Annotated in this window: 26 protein-coding genes; 20 read left to right on the forward strand and 6 right to left on the reverse strand. The window is 39.3% G+C overall.

Annotated features, from left to right (window positions below):
* Positions 1–57: 57 nt before the first annotated feature.
* The 3 genes from A9Q68_RS09020 (at position 58) to A9Q68_RS09030 (ending at position 3,206) form a co-directional block, all read left to right on the forward strand.
* Positions 58–858 carry a MurR/RpiR family transcriptional regulator gene (locus A9Q68_RS09020; RefSeq protein WP_071794374.1) on the forward strand — a complete coding sequence of 267 codons (801 nt, stop codon included), beginning with the start codon at positions 58–60 and terminating at the stop codon, positions 856–858.
* Positions 859–987: 129 nt separating this feature from the next.
* Positions 988–1,974, forward strand: a complete 987-nt coding sequence (locus tag A9Q68_RS09025) for a Gfo/Idh/MocA family protein (RefSeq protein WP_071794375.1) — start codon at positions 988–990, stop codon at positions 1,972–1,974.
* A 62-nt stretch (positions 1,975–2,036) separates the two neighbouring features.
* Entirely contained in the window at positions 2,037–3,206 is a 1,170-nt protein-coding gene (locus A9Q68_RS09030; RefSeq protein WP_071794376.1) for an NADH-dependent flavin oxidoreductase, read from the forward strand.
* Positions 3,207–3,357: 151 nt separating this feature from the next.
* On the opposite strand, the gene A9Q68_RS09035 is transcribed toward A9Q68_RS09030, so the two are convergent.
* Entirely contained in the window at positions 3,358–4,182 is an 825-nt protein-coding gene (locus A9Q68_RS09035) for a methyltransferase domain-containing protein (RefSeq protein ID WP_071794377.1), read from the reverse strand.
* Between the two features lie 166 nt (positions 4,183–4,348).
* On the opposite strand from A9Q68_RS09035, the gene A9Q68_RS09040 reads away from it, so the two are divergent.
* The 5 genes from A9Q68_RS09040 (at position 4,349) to A9Q68_RS09060 (ending at position 9,114) form a co-directional block, all read left to right on the forward strand.
* Complete coding sequence (locus tag A9Q68_RS09040) at positions 4,349–5,002, forward strand: MIP/aquaporin family protein (RefSeq protein WP_071794378.1); 654 nt, start codon at positions 4,349–4,351, stop codon at positions 5,000–5,002.
* Between the two features lie 157 nt (positions 5,003–5,159).
* Positions 5,160–5,846 (forward strand): response regulator transcription factor, encoded by a 687-nt coding sequence (locus A9Q68_RS09045; RefSeq protein ID WP_071794379.1) that lies wholly within the window; start codon positions 5,160–5,162, stop codon positions 5,844–5,846.
* A 17-nt stretch (positions 5,847–5,863) separates the two neighbouring features.
* Positions 5,864–7,213, forward strand: a complete 1,350-nt coding sequence (locus A9Q68_RS09050; protein WP_240494226.1) for a sensor histidine kinase — start codon at positions 5,864–5,866, stop codon at positions 7,211–7,213.
* Between the two features lie 104 nt (positions 7,214–7,317).
* Entirely contained in the window at positions 7,318–7,926 is a 609-nt protein-coding gene (locus A9Q68_RS09055) for a hypothetical protein (RefSeq protein WP_071794381.1), read from the forward strand.
* A 162-nt stretch (positions 7,927–8,088) separates the two neighbouring features.
* Positions 8,089–9,114 carry a S66 family peptidase gene (locus A9Q68_RS09060; RefSeq protein WP_071794382.1) on the forward strand — a complete coding sequence of 342 codons (1,026 nt, stop codon included), beginning with the start codon at positions 8,089–8,091 and terminating at the stop codon, positions 9,112–9,114.
* Between the two features lie 69 nt (positions 9,115–9,183).
* Here A9Q68_RS09060 and A9Q68_RS09065 read toward each other — a convergent pair whose 3' ends face one another.
* Complete coding sequence (locus A9Q68_RS09065; RefSeq protein WP_106404010.1) at positions 9,184–10,125, reverse strand: sigma factor regulator N-terminal domain-containing protein; 942 nt, start codon at positions 10,123–10,125, stop codon at positions 9,184–9,186.
* On the reverse strand, positions 10,103–10,603 hold the full coding sequence (locus tag A9Q68_RS09070; protein WP_071794384.1) for an RNA polymerase sigma factor: 501 nt from the start codon (positions 10,601–10,603) through the stop codon (positions 10,103–10,105). Before A9Q68_RS09070 ends, A9Q68_RS09065 begins: the two co-directional genes overlap by 23 nt.
* Positions 10,604–10,763: 160 nt before the next feature.
* On the opposite strand from A9Q68_RS09070, the gene A9Q68_RS09075 reads away from it, so the two are divergent.
* The 7 genes from A9Q68_RS09075 to A9Q68_RS09105 all read left to right on the forward strand — a co-directional run bounded on the left by A9Q68_RS09075 (position 10,764) and on the right by A9Q68_RS09105 (position 16,872).
* The gene (locus A9Q68_RS09075; RefSeq protein WP_071794385.1) at positions 10,764–11,714 is read left to right on the forward strand and encodes a CPBP family intramembrane glutamic endopeptidase; all 951 of its coding nucleotides are present in this window, start codon (positions 10,764–10,766) and stop codon (positions 11,712–11,714) included.
* A 150-nt stretch (positions 11,715–11,864) separates the two neighbouring features.
* Positions 11,865–12,425 carry a hypothetical protein gene (locus A9Q68_RS09080; protein WP_071794386.1) on the forward strand — a complete coding sequence of 187 codons (561 nt, stop codon included), beginning with the start codon at positions 11,865–11,867 and terminating at the stop codon, positions 12,423–12,425.
* 135 nt (positions 12,426–12,560) lie between these two features.
* A complete protein-coding gene (locus A9Q68_RS09085) occupies positions 12,561–13,439 on the forward strand; it encodes an ABC transporter ATP-binding protein (RefSeq protein WP_071794387.1) in 879 nt (292 codons plus the stop codon).
* Positions 13,436–14,170: an ABC transporter permease gene (locus A9Q68_RS09090; protein WP_071794388.1), complete on the forward strand. Its 735-nt coding sequence runs from the start codon at positions 13,436–13,438 to the stop codon at positions 14,168–14,170. Before A9Q68_RS09085 ends, A9Q68_RS09090 begins: the two co-directional genes overlap by 4 nt.
* Positions 14,171–14,358: 188 nt before the next feature.
* On the forward strand, positions 14,359–15,252 hold the full coding sequence (locus A9Q68_RS09095; RefSeq protein WP_240494227.1) for a sensor histidine kinase: 894 nt from the start codon (positions 14,359–14,361) through the stop codon (positions 15,250–15,252).
* Between the two features lie 3 nt (positions 15,253–15,255).
* A complete protein-coding gene (locus A9Q68_RS09100; RefSeq protein WP_071794390.1) occupies positions 15,256–15,852 on the forward strand; it encodes a response regulator transcription factor in 597 nt (198 codons plus the stop codon).
* Positions 15,853–15,969: 117 nt separating this feature from the next.
* Complete coding sequence (locus tag A9Q68_RS09105; RefSeq protein WP_071794391.1) at positions 15,970–16,872, forward strand: DMT family transporter; 903 nt, start codon at positions 15,970–15,972, stop codon at positions 16,870–16,872.
* Between the two features lie 60 nt (positions 16,873–16,932).
* Here the strand turns inward: A9Q68_RS09105 and A9Q68_RS09110 are convergent, their stop codons facing one another.
* Genes A9Q68_RS09110 through A9Q68_RS09120 form a run of 3 tightly spaced genes read right to left on the reverse strand, consistent with a single transcriptional unit; the run spans position 16,933 to position 18,980 of the window.
* Positions 16,933–18,276, reverse strand: a complete 1,344-nt coding sequence (locus A9Q68_RS09110; RefSeq protein ID WP_071794392.1) for a DUF4153 domain-containing protein — start codon at positions 18,274–18,276, stop codon at positions 16,933–16,935.
* Positions 18,273–18,500 carry a helix-turn-helix domain-containing protein gene (locus tag A9Q68_RS09115; RefSeq protein ID WP_071794393.1) on the reverse strand — a complete coding sequence of 76 codons (228 nt, stop codon included), beginning with the start codon at positions 18,498–18,500 and terminating at the stop codon, positions 18,273–18,275. The genes A9Q68_RS09110 and A9Q68_RS09115 overlap by 4 nt, the downstream gene beginning before the upstream one ends.
* A gap of 12 nt (positions 18,501–18,512) precedes the next feature.
* Positions 18,513–18,980 carry a DUF2975 domain-containing protein gene (locus A9Q68_RS09120; RefSeq protein ID WP_071794394.1) on the reverse strand — a complete coding sequence of 156 codons (468 nt, stop codon included), beginning with the start codon at positions 18,978–18,980 and terminating at the stop codon, positions 18,513–18,515.
* Positions 18,981–19,296: 316 nt separating this feature from the next.
* Between A9Q68_RS09120 and A9Q68_RS09125 the strand changes: the two genes are divergently transcribed.
* The 5 genes from A9Q68_RS09125 (at position 19,297) to A9Q68_RS09145 (ending at position 24,663) form a co-directional block, all read left to right on the forward strand.
* On the forward strand, positions 19,297–21,156 hold the full coding sequence (locus A9Q68_RS09125) for a BglG family transcription antiterminator (protein WP_071794395.1): 1,860 nt from the start codon (positions 19,297–19,299) through the stop codon (positions 21,154–21,156).
* Positions 21,157–21,282: 126 nt separating this feature from the next.
* A complete protein-coding gene (locus tag A9Q68_RS09130; protein ID WP_071794396.1) occupies positions 21,283–21,603 on the forward strand; it encodes a PTS sugar transporter subunit IIB in 321 nt (106 codons plus the stop codon).
* An 11-nt stretch (positions 21,604–21,614) separates the two neighbouring features.
* Entirely contained in the window at positions 21,615–21,923 is a 309-nt protein-coding gene (locus A9Q68_RS09135) for a PTS sugar transporter subunit IIA (RefSeq protein ID WP_071794397.1), read from the forward strand.
* A 9-nt stretch (positions 21,924–21,932) separates the two neighbouring features.
* Positions 21,933–23,243 carry a PTS sugar transporter subunit IIC gene (locus A9Q68_RS09140; RefSeq protein WP_071794398.1) on the forward strand — a complete coding sequence of 437 codons (1,311 nt, stop codon included), beginning with the start codon at positions 21,933–21,935 and terminating at the stop codon, positions 23,241–23,243.
* A gap of 10 nt (positions 23,244–23,253) precedes the next feature.
* Complete coding sequence (locus A9Q68_RS09145) at positions 23,254–24,663, forward strand: glycoside hydrolase family 1 protein (RefSeq protein WP_071794399.1); 1,410 nt, start codon at positions 23,254–23,256, stop codon at positions 24,661–24,663.
* Positions 24,664–24,714 lie beyond the last annotated feature (51 nt).

Raw genomic sequence — 24,714 nt, forward strand, 5'->3', positions numbered from 1 at the left:
ATTTTTGAAGAGCGTTTTTTGCTAAAATAGAGAAAATCAGTATGTAAGGAGCAAGGGATGACAATTTTACAAGCTTTTGAGGAGCGGGATGCCTTCACAGAGACGGAAGTTGCGATTATTGACTACTTACAGGTTCATTTTCAGTCCATTGACAGTTTGACCATTAGTCAGCTGGCTAAGGATACTTTTACTTCTAATGCCAGTATTATTCGTCTTTGCCATAAGCTAGATTTTCAGGGTTTTCGCGATTTTCGTTTGGCTTTAGTAGCCGAGTTGACCTCTTCGCGTTATTTGGATAAAGAGGTGGATTTCACCCATGCATTTCAAGAGGAGTCCAGTCAGGCCATTGTTAATGGGCTTTTTTCCCTCTACAAAAACACCATGGATCAGGTCCAGTCCTTACTGTCTCTTGATCAATTGGAAAAAATGGCTGAGCAGATTAAAGTTGCTGACCGTCTATTTCTTTTTGGTTATGGGGATGTCAAATTGACCTTGAAAAGTTTCATTAATAAGCTGGTCAAGATTAATTATTTTCCTATTCTTGCGACGGAAAACGACGAAGAACACCGCATCATTACTCATCTAAAAGCTGGCGACGTTGCTCTATTTGTTTCTTATAGTGGCAACAATGAGGAAATGCTCTCCCAAGCCCAACAATTGCGCCGTCAAGGCGTGATCATCCAAGTCATTACGGCCAATCAAAAGAGTCCTTTGATTGCTTGGAGTTCTAGTCATCTTATGATTCCAGATATGGAGAAAGATGATAAAGTTGGCACTTTTTACTCACAGCTGGCTTTTGACTACCTCTTGAATGTCATTTACACAATCCTCTATCAGAGTCGTAAGTCTTTGAAATGAACTTTTTTTCCGAAAATGTCATCCAATCATCTACCAAGTTTGAACCTTTTTACCCAGATGGGTAAAAAGGCTTTTCTTTTGTTTTAAAAAGAGTAAGATGAGCTTATTAGAAGATTAAAGGAGCTTATTATGAAATTAGGTATTATTGGAACAGGTATGATTGTGCAAGAGTTTCTCCCAACTTTGGTGACTATACCAGGCATTGAAGTGCTAGGTTTACAAGGTATTCCCCAAGAAATGGAGCAAGTTAAAGTTTTAGCTGACACTAACGGTGTTGCCCATGCGGTTAGTGATTTTGAGGCTTTAGTTGCTTTGGGAATAGACGTTGTTTACGTAGCCGTGCCCAATTTCCTTCATGTTCATTACAGCAAATTGGCACTTCAAAAAGGCTTGCATGTGATTGTCGAAAAACCAGCTACAAGCAACGAGGCAGAGCTAATAGAATTAGCGACCTTAGCTGCAGAAAATCAGGTCTTCATTTTTGAAGCGGTCACCACAAGTTACCTTAAAGGCTTCGCTAAAATCAAAGAGTGGTTACCTGAAGTTGGTCAAATCAAACTTGTCCAAAGTCAATACAGTCAATACTCTAGCCGCTATGATGCTTTTAAAGAAGGCAAGATCTTACCAACTTTTGATCCGCAAAAATCAGGTGGGGCACTCATGGACTTAAACTTGTATAATCTCCATTTAGTTTTAGGTCTTTTTGGGCAACCAGAGGATAGTCATTATTTCCCAACCATTGAAAGAGGGATTGATACCAATGGTATTCTGACCCTTCATTATCCCGACTTCCAAGCTTTCTGTTTGGCAGCTAAAGACAGTAAGGGCATGATTGGAGCTATCATTCAAGGGGATAAAGGTGTCATCAGAACCAGTCTTTCGCCTAATGCCATTGGGAAAGTTATTCTTGAGAAAAATGATGGTACTAGTCTAGAGTTTGAGGAAGATAATTTCCAAAATCGCTTACTGCCAGAATTTACGGCCTTTATCAATGCGATTAACAGCAAGGATCAGAATTTTTACCAAGAAGCTATGGCTCGTAGTCTTATGGTCAGTCAGATTCAAACCAAAGCTCGTATAGAGAATGGCATTATTTTCCCTGCCGATCAGAAGTAAGAAAAGTTAAAAATAATGTGACTTCTGTTATAATAGGGAAAAGCGAGAAAAAGGAGAAACCTATGAAATTAGTGACTGATCAAATGATTCTACGTCATGGTGCAGTACTGGATGGTCGTATTGTGCAACCCCCAATGCTTTCTTACTCTGGTCTTAAAGATGGCTATGCTAGCCCAGAGACTTTAGCCTATTATGGTGCCCGTTCGCAGGCAGCTGCCATGGTCATTACGGAGTTTCACTATGTCTCTGAAAATGGTGGCCCGTGCTCAAAACCAGGTTTTCCAGAACAATTGGCCATTTATGATGATGAGTATACAGCTTCCATCAAAGCCATTGCGGATGCGATTAAAAAGGATGGCAACAAGGCTATTTTACAAATTCATCATGGTGGGCGTGAAGCTGGGGTTAGAGGTTTGGCTGGAAAAGAAGTTCTAGCACCAAGTGCACTAGACTTTGACTTTTTACCTTATCCTGTTCGCGAAATGACTAATGAAGAGATTGAAGAAATCATAAAAGATTTTGGACGTGCGACTAAACGGGCAATTGAGGCAGGTTTTGATGGTGTCGAAATTCATGGCGCCAATCATTACCTGATTCAACAATTTTTCTCTGCTCTCTCCAACAAGCGCCAAGACAAATGGGGTGGTAGTTTGGAAAAACGGATGACTTTTGCCCTTGAAGTTATTAAAGAGGTCAAAGCCGTCATTGCATCCGACGCTCCAAAAGACTTTATCCTTGGTTATCGGATTTCACCCGAAGAAATTCATGGTGATGCTGTTGGTTATACTTATAAAGAATCGTTGGCACTGATCAGAGAAGTTGCTAAAGAAGAGTTTGATTATATCAGTTTATCCATTTGGGGTGGCTACGCTGCCAAACCTGCAGGAAGTGAGCAGTCCTTTGGCCAACTCTTTAAAGAAGTGGTGGGACCAGAAACTCAAATCATGGTCGTTGGGTCGGTCTTTTCTGAAGACCAAGCTCGTGATGCCATAGACCAACATGCCGATTTAATTGGAGTTGGACGAGGGACCTTGATTGATCCTCAATTCTGGTTGAAAATTAAAGAAGGCCGTGGCCAGGATATTGTCCAAACCATCTCACCAGAACAACTTGAAAGAACCTTCTGGAGCAGGGGTCTTCAAGAAATCTTTACGAGTCAAGATTCAGGTGGCTTACCACCCTTACCTGGACATGACACAATAACTGCCTTACACCAAGGCATTTATGATTAAAACTATACTTCAGTTAAAAATCTTATAAGCTCAACACACTAATAAAAAAACAACCAAGTCCCCAAGGACTTGGTTGTTTGCTTTTTTATGTTAAAGTCTTAGCATTTTGGGTTGTCATTTTTAGACTTTTTCACTCTAATGATTGAACATCTTAATCTTTATGTTTAGCCACTAAAATATCAGCTGCCACAGTGATTTGGCTCAGCTTTTCGAGGTCAAGCTTGCTTTTGTCGACATGGAAAAAGAGGGGCGTCATTTCAATAAAATCAGTCAGGTCAGCTTGGTTGATGGTGTACGTTTGGCTGATGTGGCTGACGTGATAGTCTGGGTAGGCCTGGGCGAAATGATTGATGACACTGTCATTACTGTAGTCTTGATGCAGCAGTTGGTCAGCGGCAGCCTGACGTAATTCTTTGAGGTGGTCACTGGCTGTAACTGCTTTAATGATTTTTCCGCCTGGTTTGAGCACCCGCTTGAATTCCTGGTAATTGGCTGGTGAAAAAACATCAATAATGATATCAACAGACTGCTCTGCCAAGGGCAATTTAGCCAAATCGCCGACAAACCAAGTGACTAATCGTTGTGGATCTTTCTTGGCTGCCAAGAGAATGGAATCTTTGGACAAGTCGAAGGCTAAGACTTGGTTGGTCGGGTTTTGGGCGAGGGCGCGTGCGTAGTAGCCTTCGCCGCAAGCAACATCGAGGATAGTGACGGCCTGGTCCTGAGGAAGCTCTTGACTGATGGCTTTAAGGATATGTTGGTAGTAGCCGGCTTCCAGGATGTGGCTACGTCTGATAAAGGATTCTTTGTCGTAATGGGGGTCTTTTTTGGCATTGAGAATCAGGTTGGCATAGCCTTGTTTGGCCAAGTCGAAGGTATGATTTTTAGGGCAAATCAGGCTTTTACCTGTCAGTTTGAGCTGCTCTTGGCAGATGGGGCAGGTAAAGTACTTGGCGGTTTGACTAAAAGCTAACATGGTCTTTCCTTTTCTGTCTTTTGATAGTCCTATTATACACTTTTTTTACTTTAGATTAGTCTGACTTCTTCATTTTTAAGTTGCTGGCTAAAAAAGAAATCAGAAAAATTGTCATTTTTTTATAATCTTTTATACTAGAAGTAAGGAAAAAAAGGAGATTATAGGAATGAAAAAATACGTTTCAGAGTTTTTTGGTGCTTTTTTATTGGTCTTTATTGGATCATCTGCAGCTGTTATTACTAAAGGTAGCATTTTAACCATTGCTTTAGCTTTTGGTTTAGCTATCACTATTTCGGCTTATACTTTTGGTAGTATTTCCGGAGGTCATTTTAACCCTGCGGTGACAACTGCCATGTTGATTCAGAAGAAAATTTCAGCTAAGGATGCTGCTTTCTATATGCTGGCTCAATTTATTGGTGGGCTTGTTGCGGCGGCTCTACTTTTATTCTTCGTCAGCGCAGCTGGTTTGCCTACGGACGCTTTGGCTCAAAATGATTTCACGCAAATTAGCGCTGGGGTTGCTATTTTGGTCGAAATGCTAGCGACTTTCTTATTTGTCACTTTAATTCTACTTGTGACAGATGTGCGTTTAGGCAATGCTAACTTTGCGGGGCTTATTATTGGTCTCTCGCTTGTTTTGCTGATTTTAACAACGATTAGTTTAACAGGTGCTTCACTTAACCCTGCCCGTTCTTTTGGTCCGGCTCTATTAGCTGGTGGTAGCAGCTTGTCTCACCTTTGGGTTTACTTTGTTGGTCCTGAGCTGGGCGGTGTTTTGGCGGCTGTCTTTGCTAAATGGTTAACGGCTGAAGATAAATAAGATGCAAACGACTAAGTTTTTAGTCGTTTTTTCTTTCTCATTTTTGGAAAATTTCATTTGAAGGAGGGCTTTTGGTCGGCCAACGATTTTCGGTTGACTAAGGCCTTTTTCTGGTCTATGATGGTATCAGTAAAATTCACGAAAGATTGGAGACTTGATGGCTGAGCTTATCTATTTTGCGGATGATGAAAAGAATATTCGTGACCTCTTGTTGCCTTTTCTAATGCATGATGGTTTTTCGGTGCAAGCTTTTGAAAGGGGTGATCACTTATATGAGGCCTATTTGCGTCAGAAGCCGGATTTGATTATTTTGGATGTCATGCTGCCGGGTCCTGATGGCTTGGCCATTATGGAAAAAATTCGTCAGACTGACCAAGCAACGCCCATTATTCTTTTGACGGCGCGTGATTCGGATGCTGATTTTATTCGGGCTTTTCAGTTGGGGACGGATGATTACTTTACCAAACCTTTTTCACCTATTAAATTAAGTCTCCATGTTAAGGCCCTCTTGAAGAGGAGTCACCAGGAGCCGGCTCAGGTTGCCAAGACTTTTGAATTCTTAGATTTAGTGCTTGATTGTGATAAACGTCAGGCTGCTTTAAAGGGCACTGATTTCCTGCTAACTAAGACAGAATTTGATCTGCTTTTAGTGCTAATGGAAGAGGCAGGCTCTGCTTATTCCCGAGAAACCTTGCTCGATCGGGTTTGGGGTTTCGAGGATGTGGAAAGTCGCGCGGTAGATGATACGGTTAAACGGCTGCGCAAAAAACTAAGTGAACATCAGGCCAGAGTGGCTATTAAAACCGTCTGGGGTTATGGTTTCAAGTTGGGTGAGCAAGAATGAGGAAGAAGAAAAATTTAATGAATCGGCTTTTGCTGGTCAATTGCCTGACGCTTTTGCTGACTTTTGGGCTCATATACTTGTCGGTTAACCACGTGGTTAAGGACTATGTTTACCAACTGACCCAAACGTCCATGAAGGCTAATTTTTCGATTTTGGATAGTCTGAATCAGGGTCAAGAAATTCCTGATAATACAGATAAGGAGCAGGATAGTATCTTCGTCTGGTCCTATTATGCCACATATAGTGATTTAGGCCTGAGGATCTTCACCAATGAAGTTAAAAAGGGAGTTAGTGACCAACTTTATGCCTACTTGAGTACGAGGCATTTGTGGCAGAGGGCAGGCAAAAAAGATGGGATTTTGGTGACTTTAGGGGAAAAAACTTATTTTGTCATGACCAAAACTTATCTGGGGCATTTGCAGGATGGTGAAGTGGTTAAAAGTGCTTCAGGAGCCAATCAAAAATTCCGCGTTATTAATTTTTCAGATGTCACTAAGACGCAAAAGTTAGTTCATCGGATTCACTTATTCCTTCTATCGATTCTGATAGTGACTTTTAGCCTGATGATGTTGGTCGTCTTTAAGACTTTCCGTGATATTCGACAGTCCATTCACTCGGTCCAAGCTTATATTTCCAACCTTTGGCGTGACAGTCAAAGCCAAAAGGAGCAAGAAGAACTGGTTTTTTCTGACTTTGATCCTCTTTTGCGGGAAAGTCAGGAAATGGCTGACCGAATTCAGAAGGTCGAAGCCAGTCAGGCCCAATTTTTCCAAAATGCTTCACATGAGTTGCGGACGCCTTTAATGTCCCTTCAAGGTTATACGGAGGGCCTTCAAACCGGCATCATTCCGCCAGAAACGGCCTATCCGGTTCTGATGCAAGAAAGCCAAAAGATGCGTCAATTGGTTGATGACATCTTACTCCTATCTCGTATTGATAGTAGGACAGAGTTCAAGAAAGATAAGCTTTCTTTGACGGATTTACTGGCTGACATGATGGCCTATTTCGGCCCAATTGCCAAGCAGAATGACCTTATCTTGACTGGGGAAGTTGATCAGGAAGTTTATAGGATTGAGGGCAATGCTGAGCTACTAGAAAAAGCTTTGTCCAATATCGTAACTAATGCCCTGCGCTACGCTAAAAGTCAGATTGTCATTGAAGAAAAGCAAGGGACCATAACGATTCGTAATGATGGTCCGGCCATTAGTCAAGCTGATTTACCCTACATTTTTGAGCGTTTCTATAAGGGGCAAGGCGGGCAGACAGGGATTGGCCTTGCCATGGCTCAGGAAATTATTCTTCAGCACCGGGGTCAGATTTCTGTCGCTAGTGATGAAAAGTGGACTGTTTTTACCATTCAATTATAATTGCCACAAATTTGCCACATCTTTACCACAAAATTTCGAAGAATGATTGGAAGAATAGGTCTATACTTTATATAAATCAACGATAAAGAAGGAGAGACCTAGTCATGTTATCATCTACTCGTATTAAATCGTATGCCGTTATTAGCCTTTTTTCAATTCTTGCTTTAGCTGCTGGCTATCAAAGTCTTGCCTATGCGGAACAAGGGCAAGACCCTAGCCAGGTCAAGGTTAATGTCAAGAGTGTTGAGGATAAATTGGCCTTGGCAGACAAAGAAGCAGAACCAATCTATCAAACAATGGACAGTTTGCAGGCTTCTATTGCCAGTAAAAAAGCTCAAAACTTAACACCTGATGAAAATAGTCTTAATCAAGAATTGCAAAAGTTAAATGAGGACAATAGTGCGCTTCTGAGTTCTTTTCGCCAAGAAATGCCTGACAAAACTTGGTCCAATTTGGAAGAAGTCAAATCTTTGGTGGCTGCAAGTCATCTATCAGCTAACGATAAAAAGGCTTTGACTACTTACTTTGAACAAAGCATCAATATTCAAAATAAATTAGATGTGTTATACTCTGCTTTTGACCAATCCGTTGCCAGTGAAGATGCGCAATTAGTGAGCTTAACAGCTCAAGTAGATCGTATCTACGAAAAATTTGGCATCACCAAAGATGTTCTATCAGCCTACTATGCAACTACAGGAATGCCTGCTGACTAAACACTTTGTAGGCAAAACCATTTCGATACAGACAGGACAAAAGCCCGTAAGGGCTTTTTTTTGCTTTACATTTACATTTTGAAAATGACTCTAAGCTTGTATGCTTTCCCTTGCATTCTTCTTTTCATGTGCTAAAATATAAAAAAGCATGAGGAGGTATCTATGATTAAAACCGTTGGTATTGTGAGTCTTTCACGTGGTTTGTTGGGTGAAGCCTTTATTAAGCATGAATTAGATCTAGGTATTAAGCGACTTGAGGACTATGGCTTAGAAGTCAAATTCTTGCCCAATTCTCTGAAAGGGATTGAGTATTTAGAGGAACACCCAGAAGCGCGTGCATCGGATTTACTTGAAGCCATGGCTGATGACTCCCTTGATATGATTCTATGTGCTATTGGCGGTGATGATACCTATCGTCTTTTGCCTTATCTTTTTGAAAATAATCAACTGGAAAAAGTGGCAAAACAGAAGACTTTTCTGGGCTTTTCAGATACCACAATGAACCATTTGATGTTACATAAGGTTGGGGTAAAAACCTTTTATGGGCAGTCTTTTATCGCTGACATTTGTGAGTTAGATAAAGAGATGTTACCTTATTCTGAGCATTATTTCAGAGAATTAATTCAAACAGGCAGTATTTCTGAAATTCGGCCAAGTGATTTGTGGTATGAAGAGCGTCAAGATTTTAGTGAAAATGCCCTAGGGACGCAGAGGACAGCCCATCCAAATCAGGGCTTCGAATTATTAAGAGGACCAGCAACTTTTTCAGGACCAATTTTAGGGGGCTGTCTAGAGTCTATCTATGATATTTTTGACAATAGCCGCTATGAAGATACTGTTGAGCTCTGCGAAAAGTATCAGCTTTTCCCTAGCCTTGACGATTGGCATGGTAGAATACTTTTGTTAGAAACTAGTGAAGAAAAGCCTAGTGTCGAAGGTCATCGTAAAATGCTAGAGAGCCTAAAAACAAGTGGTATTTTTAATGTCATCAATGGTCTACTTGTTGGCAAACCTCAAGATGAGAGTCATTACCAAGCATACAAAGAGAATCTCTTAGAAGTTATTGATAATGATATTCCCATTCTTTACAATGTCAATGTCGGACATGCAACACCAAGAGCAATTGTTCCTTTTGGTCAAATGGCTCACGTCGATGCTGACGAGCAAGTCATTCGCTTTGAACAGTAAAAATATCAGTGACTCGAATCATTATATGAGACAATATTTCCACAAAAAAAGCCCGCAAGGGCTTTTTAGTTATTCAACATCTAACTGATAATAGGGTTGGTTGGGAATAGCAGTTCCAATGCTTGAGGCATAAACCCATTTTTCTTGATTTAAGGCTTGGAAGTTTTCGGCTTTGCCTGTGAGGATAATTCCCGAAAATTTGAGGTCATTGCTGTGCTGACTGCTCTTGGATTCTTTGATATAAGTTTTTAAATCGTCGTAAATATCAACATCATTAATGGTTACACTTGCTCCACTTTTCGAAACAACTTTCATGTTTTCAATCAATCTTGGCAGGTTTTCAGGAGCAGTTCCAAACTGATAGGAAGTTGACCATTGCGAGCTATCTAAAGTAGAATTTGTACCAATCCAAAGCCAGTTTTGTTTGAGATTTTTTGGCATCAAGCTCTTGATTTCTTTATAACTGTAGGGCTTGTCGAAGGTAATAGCAACTTCTATCAGTTGATTTGACATTTGCGATACTTTTTCTAAATCCTGACTGGGTTTTGTTTTGACCTCATGTTTGGTAAATTTAACGTTGGTATTATAAAATTGTGGGACTTTTTGTCGGCTTCCACGGTCATAGAGGAGATTATTGACTGAAAAGGCATCTCCAGCACCGGCACCATAATGACCGAGTAAGCTATAATTGGCTTCATAAGGGGAGTAGAATACAGGCACACCATCTATATCTTTATAGCGGTCAGCATGAACTTTACCTGTGAATTGTCCACTTGGGTAATAGTAGAGACTGTCATAAGAGATATTGGGGTAGGCAATTTCTGCCAATTGTTGGTAGTCATTATAAACTTTTTGCCCATTTTTAGCGGTCATATTGCTCAGCAATTTAAAACAAAGACCAAAGAGGAAAAGAGTAGCTAGGAGACTGAAAACTATGGTCATTAAAAAGGTTTTTCTTCTGCGTTTTTTGGCTAGAAGAGCTAAGGAATCATTTGATTTCATGATGAGTATATCCTTTCGATTGGAGTTCCTGTTTGAGCTGACGACGAGCGCGCATCAATGTGATTTTAATATTAGACTGAGATTTACCGGTAATTTCAGCGATTTCCTTAATGGAGAAATTTTGAAAATAGTAGAGATCCAGGAGAATTCGGAAATTTTCAGACATTTGACTCAAGGTCTCATAAAGAAAAACATATTCTTCGTTATCATAAGGATTTAGGCTTTCTTGGGAAAAGAAGTCTCGCTTAAGGATGTCGTAGTAGTGTTTATCTCGACGGTAAAGGTCAATATAGCGACGAATGGCTGTGCGATACATCCATGCCCGAAGTTTACTTAAGGGTAAGTTATAATTAGCTTCCAAAATCAGAATGAAGACGTCCTGGGTTACATCTTGTGCTCGGGGGGGAGAAATCCCAGATTTTATTAAATAAGCAATAATTTCATTGGCATAGGCCATTATTTCCTTTTCATATGCATCTATATTAATATGGACGTCCTCCTTTCAATCATTTCCTATCTTCACTAGTATAACGAATGACAGGATCAAATGGTTACATGAATAAGCGTTTTTTATTTTTAATTATCATTGCTATCTCCTTTTAATTAACTTATAATGAAAGTGATTAAAGATCAAGGAGATGCTTGTCATGGAAAAACGTATTTTAAAAGTTGAGACAGAGCGTTATCAGAAATTTCCAGGATGGGTCATGACCCTTTTAGCCTGTGGGATGGTGGAGCTTTTCTTCATTGTCGGTAGCTTACTGGCCGGTCTCATTCTGGGAATGGGGATTGTCATTTCGGTCTTGGCTAAAGGTAGCTCTGACTTTGTTTTAGAGATTCAAGCAATTTCTGAAAGTATTTTCGTAGAATTGGGTATTTTTCCCTTTGTTGTCCTGGTTTTATTTGCTTGGGTTAAGTGGTTCGAAAAGCGCCCTTTTACTAGCTTAGGCTTTTTCAAGGGACAAGTGGCTTGGCAGTTAGTGAAAGGCTGGTTGCTTGGAACTCTGCTCTTTGCAGTGACTCTTGGTCTGAGTTATCTCCTTGGTGGTTTGGAATTTAAGTCCTTTGATTTCTCATTGAAAACCCTGGCTTACTTACTCCTCATTATTCCCCTCTGGTTGGTCCAAGGTGGGACAGAAGAACTCTTAACTCGGGGTTGGTTATTACCCATTATTGCTAAGAGAACCAATTTGATTATTGCTATTACCGTTTCCAGCAGTCTCTTCGGCATTATGCATTTAGGCAATGACAATGTTACCTTCTTTTCTGTCCTAAGCATTATTATGGTTGGTATCTTTCTAGCTCTTTACATGCTCAAAACGGATAATATCTGGGGTGTGGCTGGTATCCACGGAGCCTGGAATTTCACCCAAGGCAACATCTTTGGCATTTCCGTTTCTGGTACCCAGGCGGGCCCATCCCTCATGCATTTTGGCCAAAAAATGGGAGCACCTGATTGGATTTCGGGCGGAGCTTTTGGGACTGAAGGCAGCTTACTGGCAAGTCTTGTTTTGTTAGTAGGGAGCATCTATCTGGCTTGGCAATTAAGCCAAGAGAATAAGACCTCAAACTTTGAGATTTCTCTTGAAAATAGCTGAGCATTTAAGTCAAGCCCGCAAGGGCTTTTTCTTTGTGGAAATATCTGATAATTGACTGTAAATGAGTGATTTCAAGGGCTTTGGCGGGTAAAATGAAAGTGTAAGAATTTATTAACTTTTGCCCTTGTTCAGACCTACGGAGGTAGAGAGATGGATTTTCAAACAACAGACACTTTTTTAACAGAAGAGGTTTTTGCTAAGCGAGCTGAAAATAGCCAAATTGTGACGACTGGTGGCTATTATTACAAAAAACTTTTGATTGATCCCGCCCCAGCCATTATCTTATGGACGCAAGATAATCAGATTGAAGCTTATCACATGATGAATGACCAGTACAACCTCATTCGTTCAGTACCGGTAGCCAGTGTATTAAAAGCAACTCTAGGGCAAGGAACGCTGACCATGAAGGTTGATGGACAACCTCTCTTTAACCTCCTGTTAGATGAAGAATTTCGCAAAGAAACCTTGGATGGCATGAAGAAAAATATTATCCGTGATGCGACTGGTGTCGCCGTCAGCAATCCTGGTCTCGATGCTGCTTTAGATACCGCCAATCTTAAAACAGATCTTGATTACTTCAAAAATGCTAAAAAAGCAACAACTATGGATTGGGCAGAACTCTTTAAAGCTCACCAGGTTAAAACATCAAACTCAGAAGCTATGGAAATGCCTGATCTCTTTGGTTCTATTAAGAAACTCTTTAAAAAATAAGCGACAGCCGCCTTTTAGTAGGTGGCTTTTTTTTATGACATTTGTCATATGACATCATGACTTTTTGTACTATTTGTCATGAAAGCATTCTACTATACTTAAACTATCAAAAGGTTTAATGAAAGAAGGGCTAGTATGATTAGTGTCGAAAAAATCACTAAAGTGATTAAAGGAAAAGAGATTTTAAAGGATGTTTCATTTAAGCTTGAGGAAGGCGAATGTGTCGCTTTGATTGGTCCTAATGGGGCAGGTAAGTCAACCCTTATTGGTGCTATGTTGGGTGATAAGAAAATTAATCAAGGCAAGATTAGTATTCAATCCAAGAATCCTAAAGACCAAGCTTTGAAAGAAAAAATAGCTGTCTTGCAACAAGACAACACCATTCCTAATAATCTGAAAGTTAAAGAGTTGATTGCTTTCTTTAGAGATATTGCGACCAACCCCCTTTCCCTTCAAGAAATTGATGCCTTACTTGGCTTTGATCAGCAACAAAAAAATCTACTTGCAGAAAAGTTATCAGGTGGACAGAGAAGATTGCTCTCATTTGTCCTCATTTTGATAGGCCAAGCCGATATTCTCTTCTTAGACGAACCAACAGCAGGTATGGATACGTCAACCCGCAAACGTTTTTGGGAAATCATTGCGGACTTAAAGGGGCAAGGAAAGACTATTTTTTACACCAGTCACTACATTGAAGAAGTGGAACATACGGCTGAACGGATCTTAATTTTACATCAGGGGAAACTATTGAAAGATACCAGTCCTTATCTTTTGGGTAATGAGGAAATGGAAAAAGAAATTACCTTGCCACGCAAATATGAGGATTTATTAGAGCCTTCACCATTGGTTGATCAACTTATCCTGAAAAAAGAAAGTTTGCAGTTTAGAACTAAGGATCTGGCTCAGCTATGGGCTCAATTAGAAGCTGCAGGTGTTAGCATTCAAGAGATTCAAATTCAAAACAAGTCGCTTTTAGATAGCTTATTTGAACAAACACAAGGAGAAAGAGAATGAAAGCATTATTAAAAATTGAGTGGATTAAATTATGGCGTGAGTGGCCCATTTTCATTCTGGCTATTGGCATGCCGGTTGGTTTCTTCCTTTTCTACTCAGGCATGACCATGTCACCAGATCCTAAGCTTCAAAAAGAATTTATCCAATCTTATATGTTGACCATGACCGCCTTTTCCATGTCAAGTTTCGGTTTCTTCTCTTTTCCTTCGATGTTATTTGAGGATCAAAAGAATCACTGGCTACTCTATTTGGAACATGCCAATGTTAGTATTTTCCACTATTATGTATCAAAAATTGCTAGAGTTTATATTAGTTTTACCTGCTCTATCCTAGCCACTTTTGCCATTGCCAAAGCCTTTCGTGGTGTTGAGATGTCATTGGAACAGTGGATTGGTTCAGTACTCTTACTTCTGGTTTCAGGCTTAGTCTTTTTAGCCATGGGGCTTTTAATTGCTCAGATACCTTCTCCCCAATTAATGTCCATTGTTGGGAATGTGGCCTTTCTCTTATTAGCCATTGTTGGGGGTTCTTGGATGCCTATTACCATCTTCCCGAAATGGATGCAGCATATCTCAAAATTAACACCAACCTATCATGTTAACGAATTGGTGACAAAGTTTGCTGATAAAACGCAAATCCAATGGCAGTCCTTGATTATTGTCTTTGCCTATGCCATAATAATGATGATAATAGCGCTTGCAATTAAACAAAGGAAAGAAGTTACGGTATGACATTCAAATGGCACTGGCAGCATCCTCTCTATTATATCCCCTTAGTCTTTATGGTTTTTCCTTTTGGGGGAATCTACTTTTTCGGATATCCTGTGTGGACGTTGCCTTTTAGCCTCTTATTTTTACTGGCATACCTAATTATAGTACATGAAGAAATCAGCTGGCTGACCAACTTTCTTTGGATCTATATGCTGCTCTATATTACCTTTATGACCTTAACGGTCAATAGCGGTATGATATGGTTCTACTTTTACCTCAATAACCTCTCTGTCTATCGTTTACAGGATGAATTTAAGAGTTTCCGTTTCATCTCCTATGTGTTAAGCACCATATTCGTCATTCTATATGTCTTTATCAGGGTTCATGATATCACGGTCCAAACTTTTACATTACTCATTCCCGTCCTCAACTTTGCCATGTTGATTTTTTGGACGCTGGATCGTAAAAGGGATGAAGCCAAAGAACTCTTGATGGAAAAAAACAAGTCCATTAATCTCCTTTTGGCAGAAAATGAACGCAATCGTATCGGACAAGACTTACACGATACCCTGGGGCACGTCTTTGTCATGCTGACGGTAAAGGCTGATTTAATCCAAACCCTTTTGGATCATGGTGAAATCGCCAAAGCTCAAAAGGAAGTAGCTGACTTGCAAAAAATAACCAAAAATGCGACGAGTGATGTCAGACAAATGGTCGAAAGTCTCAAGGACCATAACATTAGTGAGGAACTGGTAGTCATATCAAATATGTTAGAATTAGCTGGTGTTGATCTCCAAGTAAAAGGTGCAGAAGTGGCAGCAGCTTTTCCACTGCCTATTCAAAGTAAATTGAGTATGATTATCCGAGAGTTGATTAATAATCTTATGAAACATAGCCAGGCCAAAACATGTCAACTTGCCTTTGGTCAAACAAAATTGGATTATTTGCTCAATTATCAAGATGATGGCATTGGTTTTTCAAATCTTACTGGCCAAGAATTACATAGCATTAAAGACCGTTTGGTACCATTGAGGGGAGAGCTTGTTATTAGCTCAGCTAAAAATCCTACTCAAATATGCATTCGGATCCCTGTAAAGGAGTAAAAAATGAAATTATTAGTTGCTGATGATCAATCCATGTTACGAGACGCCCTTTGCCAGCTCCTTACTTATCAATCAGGTGTTGAGGCTGTCTTTCAAGCCGAAAATGGTCAAAAGGCTATTGATTTACTGAAACAAGAAACTGTTGATGTGGCTATACTCGACATCGAAATGCCAGAAAAATCAGGCCTTGATGTTTTAGAGTGGGTTCGGGAAAATCAAGATCTTAAAGTCATTATCGTGACCACTTTCAAGAGGAAGGGCTACTTTCAACGTGCTTTAGCCGCTCATGTTGATGGTTATGTATTGAAAGACCGCTCCATTTCCGAATTGATGCAGACTATTCATAATGTCCTCGAGGGGCGTAAAGAGTATTCACCAGAGCTGATTGAGGAAGTTACTTTTTCAAGCAACCCTTTAAGTTCCCGAGAACAAGAGGTTTTGACCTTGGTGGCGCAAGGGGACTCCAACCAAGAAATAGCCCAAAAACTCTATTTATCAAATGGTACCGTCCGTAATTACCTCACTTGTATTTTCACCAAACTCCAGGCCAGTAACCGCACTGAAGCAGCAAAAATCGCCCAGGAAAAAGGTTGGGTATAGTAAGAAGAAAGAAGCCCATTTTTAATAATAGGTTTCTTTTTGTGTCTAGATTGAACTCGTTTGTAAAAATGTTTAAACACAATTCCTGAAAGGATGTCTTCATGCTATAATATTCCTATGAACAATCATTCTCAAAAAAATATATTATTGGGTTGCCTGAGTGCCTTTTCGTGTGAGGTACTTTTTGGGCTCTCTTATCTTTTTACCAAGGAGGCTGCTAGTCAAGCGTCAGCCATGGCTCTATTGGGTTGGCGTTTTGCTCTTGCTTTGGCAGTCATGCTTGTCATGTGGGCCTTTGGTCTCATTTCCCTAAACCTTAAGAAAAAGGGGTTGGGGCAAGCTATTTTATTGGGTCTCTTTAGTCCGGTTCTCTATTTTGTTGGTGAAACTTTTGGCATAAAGAGTACGACAGCTTCGGAAAGTGGGGTCTTCTTGGCCACCATTCCAGTTGTGACTTTGCTGATGGCTATTTTGGTGCTCAAGGATAAACCGACCAAGGGCCAAATGATGGGGATTAGTCTAACGGTTTTAGGCGTTTTGATTAGTGTCTTTGCGGTTGGTGTCCAGGCTAGTTTTTCCTTCTTTGGCTATGCCATGCTGCTCTTAGCAGTCCTATCCTATGCTTTTTACTGTGTCTTGGTTGAGAAATCCCAGGCTTTCTCGGGAGTAGAGCTAACCTTTGTCATGATTTTGGTGGGATTCTGCGTCTTTAGCACATTGGCCATTATAGAGGGACTGACTGCAGGTAAACTAGCAGAGCTCTGGGCTCTGCCATTGCAGCAATCTTCCTTTGGCATGGCGGTTCTTTACCAAGGAATTGCCTGTTCTGTTCTAGCTTTCTTCTTATCTAATTATGCTATTAGCCAATTAGGGGTCAATCGGACAGCTTCATTTATAGGTGTCTCAACAGCAGTAGCAATCTTATCAGGTGTTCTCCTTTTAGGTGAATCCTTCACATTTATTCAGATACTTGGTGTCCTACTTATTATGCTTGGGGTTTATATTTCCAATCGGGGATGATATTTAGAAGAGTAAGGCAAAATAAAATATAGTCTTCCAGAATTCTGGGAGACTATTTGATTAGTTAATAAAGATACCAAATAGGTAAGGTAGGCAGCTAAAGGAAATCAGAGTATAGAAGATAGCTAAGCGAACACTGTCGAAAGATTTGCAGAGTCTGGCTAAGGTTAGACAAGTCCAGAAAATCAGAACGGTGATAAACCAACCGGAAATGAGTCTAAGGGGCGTTAAACCATAAAGGTTAATATAGATACCAAAGAGTTTCCAAGCTGCTAGGAGGGCAAAGGCCAAGGTATATGCAAATAGCAAAGTTAGAAAGATTTTACCTATTTTTTTGTCCCAGATAAAGACACTGGAGAAAAAGTAGCAGAGGGCCAAGATGGTAAAGTTTAATAATGCAATCCGAACCAGCTGCCAAAAGCCAGCGACGGCTGTTGAGGAAGCATCTTGTGGGCTGATATGATTCAACTGTAAAAGTGATTGCAAATCAAAGATACTTGTGACTAGGAAAAGACTATAAATCAAGCATAAACTACCGATGATGATGTAAGTACTATAGTAAGGAAGTACACGGTAATTACTGAGTTTGCCTTGAATGCTAGCATAGTCTGCTTTGCTTGCTTTTTGATGAATGACTGGCGCAATGATTAATCCGTAGAGATAAGCTCCTAATGGTAGGGATAGGGGTCCATAAATGAAAAGGTCACAAAGGTAATCCAACCAAGTTAGATTACTAAAAAGGGAGCCAAGGAAATGAGCTATTCCTTGTGTGACATCTTTAAAATTTTCTGAGACCACTTGTAGCTGGCTAATGGCAAAAGAGCCTAAAATGCTGGCTACTATCAGGCTGACTAAGACAGTCACTAAAACTCCTGGGTCAATGGTTGGTTTTGTGTCTTCTGTTGCCATTTTTATTTTTCGCATGCGTGAACGAAAGCGAAAATGGCCAAAAGGGATAGTCCAAAAACCCCGAAAGGCATCGATAAAGCTGAGAACTCCGAAGCGTCCTTGAATTAGTAAGTTGTTGCGGGAAAGAACGTAATAGATGAAAGTGATGTGTAGACCAAGCAATTGTAAAATAGCTAATTCTTCTGGCAAGCCCCAAAGTCCGATAGCTAGGAGTTGGGCCAATACGCTAAGGAGAAGCAAGATATCTTCGAGTTTCTTTTCTTTAAAGTTGTTCTGAAAGTCAAAATGGGCCAAGTTCCATTCGGTTAAAGCAACTGCCGCTAAGGCAGCTAGAATCAAATGGCTAGGATTGTCCGAAAAGATATTGACAATGTAGAGGTAGGCTGGAATATAGGAGAGGTAGGCACCAATTTTATAGTGTCTCAGCTCCCTTGGGCTCAATTTTTTGATAAAAAGAGGCGTCAACAGGCGGGATCTTCTTTGAGGCAGGATCATTCTTCCATGGCCTCGCTTTCTGAGTCGGGCACATATTCCAAAATATCACCAGGCTGACAATCCAGCTCACGGCAGAGGGCATTTAAGGTGGAGAAGCGAATGGCTTTGGCCTTATTATTTTTTAAAATGGACAGATTGGCTGGCGTCAGTTCAATCAATTCGGCTAGGCGACCGGCGCTGATGTGTTTCTGAGCCATGACCAGGTCTAAATTTATACGAATCATATGTCCCCTTTCCTATATAGTGAAATCGACTTCGTCTTGTAATTGGATAGCCTTCCCGAAGGCATTGCGAATGACGCGGATCACCAGGGTTAGAGCTAGGCCAGAGGCTGTAATAAGGAGCATGGGAATGTAGCAAGTGACCCCCATAAGAAATGATAAGAGGGTAATAGTAGCAGCTTCCCAGCCAAGGATTTGCAGGTAACGGACATTTTTCTCAATGAAAATTTGTTCCTTACCGATACGGCTGACTAAGCTGTATAGGTGATAGAGGAAAACGAGTGACATCAAGCCAATACTATAGCCAATAATCAACATGGTCATATAACGGGCTGAACCATGCAGAAATGGTGATGGGTAAATAATGGCTAAATCCACTACCCAAGTCCCAGTTGACAATAAACCGACTGCTCCAATGAAAAGGGAAATCAAGCAAATTTTGGTTAAAAGAATTGAAAAATCTTCATAATTTTGGGGTTTCATAAATATATCTCCTCTATTTCTTGAACCCATTATAGCAAAATTTTATCGAATATCAATAAAAAAATATCGTTTTTTAACAAAAAATTATTGAGGAACGATAAATATGATGGAATTTAAATTTAAATTTTTGAAGTTTTATAGCTCTTTTTTGACTTTCTTTTCTCATGAAATGCGAAAACGCTTTATTGCTTATTCAAAGAAAGACGGTTATAATTAATTGAAACTTTAATTTTCCATGCATGTTTATGCATGGTTTTGTCTATTCATCAGGTAGCCACTTATTAATGGTCTATCCCCTAGAAGAGGAAAGCGTGATATGGAAGAAAAATATTTTGAAATCGTAGAGCTTTTATCCGAGGATAGTTATTGTTCATCGGTGCAACTATCTGAAAAGCTTGGCATCAGTGAGAAAACGGTTAGAACTAGAATCAAAGAATTAAATGCTATATTATCTGATTTTGGGGCCACTATTTCTTCAAAAAGAGGAAAAGGTTATACTATCCAAATTTCGGATAAGAAGCTCTTTTTGGAAAAGGTCAACCGTTCTAGTAAAATCCAGTCTAATCAGAAACGTGAGATTTATGAAGAAGTGGTCCATTTGCTTTTAGATGCGGAAGATTATGTGACTATCGATGAGATTGCTGGTCAATTGTATGTGTCTCGCGGGATTGTCTCCAGCCACATCAAGAAGTTGGAAACCTTGCTTGACTTGTACGATTTAAAGATTGATCGCAAACCACATTATGGGATTAAGATTTTGGGCAATGAGTTTGATATTCGAACCTTTATTGTTACCAATAATTTTGCTGCTATTGAAAACAGCCAGCTCACTAGAAACTTGATGGAATATATTATTGCTGGTAACCAAGTTTATCAAGTTCATATGTCTGAAGTGGCACTCGAGGCTTTTATTCATTATGTTTTCGTTGCTATTCAAAGGATAAAAAAGAATTTTAGTATTGAAAAACCTTTGGCTGGTCGTAAAGAAATTAGTCCTGCTTCGCAAAAAATTATTTCTGATTATCTCAACTATCTCAATAAGGTAAATGGGGTCTACTTCAATAAATATGAGCGCGACTATATTGCTTTGCAATTTACATCAAAGTTGTCTTCAAATTCATTAAGTAAATTTGGTCCTAACTTTATTATTAGTAGTCACATTGATCAGTTAGCCTTTTCCATGCTTGAACAAGTTAATAAGGCCTTAAACCTTGATTTTCGCAATAATTTAGATTTGCGCATGTCCCTTAGCCAGCATCTTGTTCCTATGGATATTCGCTTGCGTTATAATATGTTGCTTGAAAACCCTTTGACTGAGCAAATTCTTAAGGAGTACCCATTCCCTTATACGATTGCTAATACGGCAGTGACTGTTCTCAGTGAATATTATCAAAAAGAGATTCCCTTGGCTGAGGTTGCCTACATTGCTTTAATTTTTGCTTTGGCCACTGAGAAGCGCGACCGTGCTTTAGCCAGAAAAAATATCCTTTTAGTCTGTATTTCAGGAACCAGCAGCTCACAACTCTTTAAATACAAATATTTGCAAGCCTTTGGGGAATACATTGACCATGTTTATGAATCTTCTGTTTCAGATTTAGATTTCTTTGATTTTGAAGGTCGCCAGATTGACTATATCTTTACGACTGTTTCTCTGAATAAGAAATATCCTGTCCCAATCTATGAGATTAACTTATTTATTGATACTAATGATATCCTGACTTATAAGCAGTTCTTTGAAGAAGGGGAAAAGAATTACCTTCTAGACTATTACTCCACTAATCTTTTTATACCTCAATTAAAGGCAGGTTCTAAAGAAGAAGCACTAAAACAAATGTGCCAACATATTAGTCATTATGGCTTAGCACCGGATGATTTTTATGAGGCGGTAATGAAACGTGAAGCTCTTGGTCAAACAGATTTCGGTTATATTGCCTTACCTCACCCCTATAAGGTGATGACGACTAAGAGTTTTGTTTGTGTAGCAATTTTGGAGAAACCTATGTTATGGGAAAGTAATGAGATTCAAGTTATTTTCTTGATGTCTATAAGTAAAGAAAAGGATAAAGAGCTGGAAAATTTCTATAAAAGTACCAGTAATGTGATGTTCGATAAGGAAAAAGTACAAGCTCTTATTGACCAACCGCGTTTTGAAACCTTAGTTGAAATACTGAAATAAAGCCATTTCTACGGATTTGGTTTTTTTCTTTTGTCCATTTACCGTTAGTCTACGGTAAAAAGAGTTATGGTAGTCCAATAAAGATAGCGCTATCATTAAACTATAAAAAGTGAAAGGACTTTTACCATGAGTCAAGAAAAAATCCTATTAGTTTGCTCTGCTGGAATGAGCACAAGTTTATTAGTGACAAAAATGAAAGACTACATTAATGCATCTGGTTTAGACTATGATGTTAATGCTGTCGCATCTTCCGAAGCTTTAGATTATGCTGTGGAAAATAAGGTTAACGTTATTCTCCTCGGCCCCCAAGTACGCTTTATGGAAGGACAATTTAAAAAAGCACTTGCTGAATACAATATTCCAATTGATTTGATTTCACCTCAAAACTACGGAACAATGAATGGGCCAAATGTTGTTAAACAAGCGCAAGACTTGATGGCAAAATAAGTGGAGGCAATATGGAACAGAAAGATTTAGAAAGCTCAATAAATCTCATAATCCATGCTGGAAATGCTAAATCGTCAGCCATGGAAGCCATTGCCTTGGTTAAAGACGGCAAACATGATGAGGCGGACTTGAAAATGAAGGAAGCAGATCAAGAGATTGCTGAGGCTCACAAAGCGCAAACAGCACTGCTCACCAAAGAAGCCAACGGTGAGATGACACCTTTTTCATTGCTTTTAGTTCATAGTCAAGACCATTTAATGACTGCAATTACCTTCCTTGATTTAGCAAGAGAAGTTATTGATATTTATAAAATGTTTTAGGAGAAAAAAATGGGAAATTCATTTTTAGACAAAATGACAACAGTCTTGGGGGGCTTTGCCAACTGGGTAAACTCTCTAAGATATATCATTGTAATTAAGAATGCTTTTGCAGCCTTGATTCCAGTAATCATCACAGGTGCTTTCGGTACCTTGTTCTCAGCAATGGTTTTCAATGCTGAAACTGGTTTAGCAAAATTTGCACCGTTACGTTTTTTAGCAGATTTACAACCAATTTCTTCAGGTATTTCATATGTTACCTTAAGTTTCTTAACCATCTACGTTGTTTTCTTAATGGGTATTGAATTGTCAAAACTGAATAACCAAAACAATGTATTTGCAGGTATTGTAGCTGTTATGAGTTACCTATCTGTTAACCCAACTATCTTTGAATTTATCACTGAAGATCAAAAATCAGTAATGGTTTCTAATGCTTTGGCAAAACAATACACTGATACTAAAGGTCTTTTCTTAGGGATGATCGTGGCTGTTCTAGCAATTGAATTATACAGCTGGTTAAACCGTCAAGATAAATTACAAATTAAAATGCCTGACACTGTACCACCAAGTGTTGCTAAGAGCTTCTCAGCTTTATTCCCAACTGTTATTACAGTTTCAGTCATTGCGACTGGTGGATTTATTATTAAAGCCCTCACTGGTCTTTATGCTTACGATATTATCTATAACATTGTTCAAAAACCTTTAGAAGGTGTTGTTCAAGGTTTACCAGGTATTTTATTACTTGTCTTTGTAGCTCAAGTCTTCTGGGTAATCGGTATCCACGGTAACCAAATGGTTAAACCAATCCGCGAACCATTATTACTTGCTGCAATTGCTGTTAATACTGAAGCTTTCCAAGCTGGTAAAGAACTTCCAAACATCATCACTATGCCTTTCTGGGATATGTATATGAGTATGGGTGGTTCAGGAGTAACGATTGGTCTTTTAGTATCAATCTTCTTAGTTGGTAAACGTGATGACATGAAAGAAATCACTAAACTATCAATCGGACCAAGTATCTTTAATATCAACGAACCAGTTATTTTTGGTATGCCAATCATGCTTAATCCAATCTTAGCTATTCCATTTATTATCACGCCATTAGTGACTGGTACAATTGGTTACTTTGCAACTGCAATGGGATTTGCAGCAAGAGCTGTCGTAATGGTTCCATGGCCAACACCACCATTAATAAATGGTTATCTTGCAACTGCAGGTAACTGGGGAGCTGTTGCGACCCAAGCAATCTGTATTGTTGTTTCAATTCTTCTCTACTTACCATTTGTTAAAATTGCAAATAGAGAACAACTTGTAAAAGACTAATTATTTAATTATGAAAATAAAGATTCCAGAAAATTTCATTCTGGGAGCCGCCACTTCAGCATGGCAAACAGAGGGTTGGGTTGGAAAAAAACCTGGTCAAGATTCTTTCTTAGACAAATGGTTCCAAGAAGAGCCCTTTGTTTGGCATCAGGGGCAGGGCCCAAAAGAAGCCACCAATTTTATGGAAATGTATCAGGACGATTTAGACTTAATGTCGCAAATTGGTATTAGTCATTATAGGACGTCCATTAATTGGTCTCGTTTCTTTGTAGACTATGAAAATCTCATCGTTGATGAAGATTATGCCAGTCATATTGATGCTCTTATCGATGGCTTGTTAGCAATCGGAGTTCAACCGATTATCTGTTTGGAACATTATGAAGTTCCTTATCAGTTAATGGAAAAATACGATGCCTGGTCTAGCAAAAAAGTTGTTGATTTATTTGCTCAATATGCTCAACTTGTTTTTCAGCGATACGGTGACCGGGTTCAGCAATGGGTAACCTTTAATGAACCAATTGTCAGTCAAACCCGCTGCTATCTGGATGCTATTAGATGGCCACATGAAAGAAATTCTAAAAAATGGATGCTTTGGAACTACCATAAGGTTTTAGCCACTGCTAAAGTTGTTAAGATTTTCCATGAAGGCGGTTATTCAGGACGGATTGGCTGTATCATTAATCCGGAAATGGTTTATCCTAGATCAAGTTCTCAAGAAGACCTTGATGCGGCTAGACGCTATGACTTATTTTACAATCGGGTCTTCTTAGACCCAATGATTAAAGGGTCTTATCCTGAGGAATTGATTGAGCTCTGCAAAGAAAATGATATTTATTTTGATCCAACGGAAGAAGAGCTTGCGCTAATCTCCACAAACAGGCTTGATTTTGTTGGTTTAAATCAATATTATCCAAAGCGTGTGAAATCACAACGATTTGCTTGGAGAGAAGGTGAACACTTCCATCCAGAAAAATACTATGAGGATTTTCAGTTACCTGGTCGCCAGATGAATCAATCACGCGGTTGGGAAATTTATCCTCAAATTATGTATGACTTATCACTTTATATGAATCGTAACTATCCTGATATTCCTTGGTTTATTGCTGAAAATGGCATGGGTCAGGAAAATGAGGAAAATTTCAAAGATCAGTCAGGTATGATTGATGACCAGTACCGCATTGACTACATTAGTCAACATCTTTACCATCTTCTTCGAGGGGTTGAAGAAGGTTCTAAATGTGAGGGCTATATGCTCTGGGCCTTTACTGACTGTGTCTCACCGATGAATGCTTTTAAAAATCGATATGGTTTGGTTTCGATTGATCTTGAAAATGATAAGAAAAGAAGTTTAAAAAAATCAGCTTACTGGTTTAAATCAGTAATTGAAAATCAGTCATTTGAGTTAGAGAACAAAATGTGAAGGATTTTGATTGACTGTTAGCCAGTCAGATGAAAAAGCTGACCAGTCAAA

It is taken from the genome of Streptococcus bovimastitidis, assembly GCF_001885095.1.
GTDB lineage: Bacteria > Bacillota > Bacilli > Lactobacillales > Streptococcaceae > Streptococcus > Streptococcus bovimastitidis.

What these genes read in the sequence shown, in the direction of transcription:
- A9Q68_RS09115 (WP_071794393.1), bottom strand. Translation starts at nt 18,500, where the DNA reads ATGATTCGTATAAATTTAGACCTGGTCATGGCTCAGAAACACATCAGC.
- A9Q68_RS09085 (WP_071794387.1), top strand. Translation starts at nt 12,561, where the DNA reads ATGATTAGTGTCGAAAAAATCACTAAAGTGATTAAAGGAAAAGAGATT.
- A9Q68_RS09045 (WP_071794379.1), top strand. Translation starts at nt 5,160, where the DNA reads ATGGCTGAGCTTATCTATTTTGCGGATGATGAAAAGAATATTCGTGAC.
- A9Q68_RS09055 (WP_071794381.1), top strand. Translation starts at nt 7,318, where the DNA reads ATGTTATCATCTACTCGTATTAAATCGTATGCCGTTATTAGCCTTTTT.
- A9Q68_RS09030 (WP_071794376.1), top strand. Translation starts at nt 2,037, where the DNA reads ATGAAATTAGTGACTGATCAAATGATTCTACGTCATGGTGCAGTACTG.
- A9Q68_RS09135 (WP_071794397.1), top strand. Translation starts at nt 21,615, where the DNA reads ATGGAACAGAAAGATTTAGAAAGCTCAATAAATCTCATAATCCATGCT.
- A9Q68_RS09050 (WP_240494226.1), top strand. Translation starts at nt 5,864, where the DNA reads ATGAATCGGCTTTTGCTGGTCAATTGCCTGACGCTTTTGCTGACTTTT.
- A9Q68_RS09090 (WP_071794388.1), top strand. Translation starts at nt 13,436, where the DNA reads ATGAAAGCATTATTAAAAATTGAGTGGATTAAATTATGGCGTGAGTGG.
- A9Q68_RS09060 (WP_071794382.1), top strand. Translation starts at nt 8,089, where the DNA reads ATGATTAAAACCGTTGGTATTGTGAGTCTTTCACGTGGTTTGTTGGGT.
- A9Q68_RS09105 (WP_071794391.1), top strand. Translation starts at nt 15,970, where the DNA reads ATGAACAATCATTCTCAAAAAAATATATTATTGGGTTGCCTGAGTGCC.
- A9Q68_RS09075 (WP_071794385.1), top strand. Translation starts at nt 10,764, where the DNA reads ATGGAAAAACGTATTTTAAAAGTTGAGACAGAGCGTTATCAGAAATTT.
- A9Q68_RS09035 (WP_071794377.1), bottom strand. Translation starts at nt 4,182, where the DNA reads ATGTTAGCTTTTAGTCAAACCGCCAAGTACTTTACCTGCCCCATCTGC.
- A9Q68_RS09145 (WP_071794399.1), top strand. Translation starts at nt 23,254, where the DNA reads ATGAAAATAAAGATTCCAGAAAATTTCATTCTGGGAGCCGCCACTTCA.
- A9Q68_RS09020 (WP_071794374.1), top strand. Translation starts at nt 58, where the DNA reads ATGACAATTTTACAAGCTTTTGAGGAGCGGGATGCCTTCACAGAGACG.
- A9Q68_RS09080 (WP_071794386.1), top strand. Translation starts at nt 11,865, where the DNA reads ATGGATTTTCAAACAACAGACACTTTTTTAACAGAAGAGGTTTTTGCT.
- A9Q68_RS09110 (WP_071794392.1), bottom strand. Translation starts at nt 18,276, where the DNA reads ATGATCCTGCCTCAAAGAAGATCCCGCCTGTTGACGCCTCTTTTTATC.
- A9Q68_RS09040 (WP_071794378.1), top strand. Translation starts at nt 4,349, where the DNA reads ATGAAAAAATACGTTTCAGAGTTTTTTGGTGCTTTTTTATTGGTCTTT.
- A9Q68_RS09120 (WP_071794394.1), bottom strand. Translation starts at nt 18,980, where the DNA reads ATGAAACCCCAAAATTATGAAGATTTTTCAATTCTTTTAACCAAAATT.
- A9Q68_RS09140 (WP_071794398.1), top strand. Translation starts at nt 21,933, where the DNA reads ATGGGAAATTCATTTTTAGACAAAATGACAACAGTCTTGGGGGGCTTT.
- A9Q68_RS09100 (WP_071794390.1), top strand. Translation starts at nt 15,256, where the DNA reads ATGAAATTATTAGTTGCTGATGATCAATCCATGTTACGAGACGCCCTT.
- A9Q68_RS09130 (WP_071794396.1), top strand. Translation starts at nt 21,283, where the DNA reads ATGAGTCAAGAAAAAATCCTATTAGTTTGCTCTGCTGGAATGAGCACA.
- A9Q68_RS09125 (WP_071794395.1), top strand. Translation starts at nt 19,297, where the DNA reads ATGGAAGAAAAATATTTTGAAATCGTAGAGCTTTTATCCGAGGATAGT.
- A9Q68_RS09025 (WP_071794375.1), top strand. Translation starts at nt 988, where the DNA reads ATGAAATTAGGTATTATTGGAACAGGTATGATTGTGCAAGAGTTTCTC.
- A9Q68_RS09095 (WP_240494227.1), top strand. Translation starts at nt 14,359, where the DNA reads ATGCTGCTCTATATTACCTTTATGACCTTAACGGTCAATAGCGGTATG.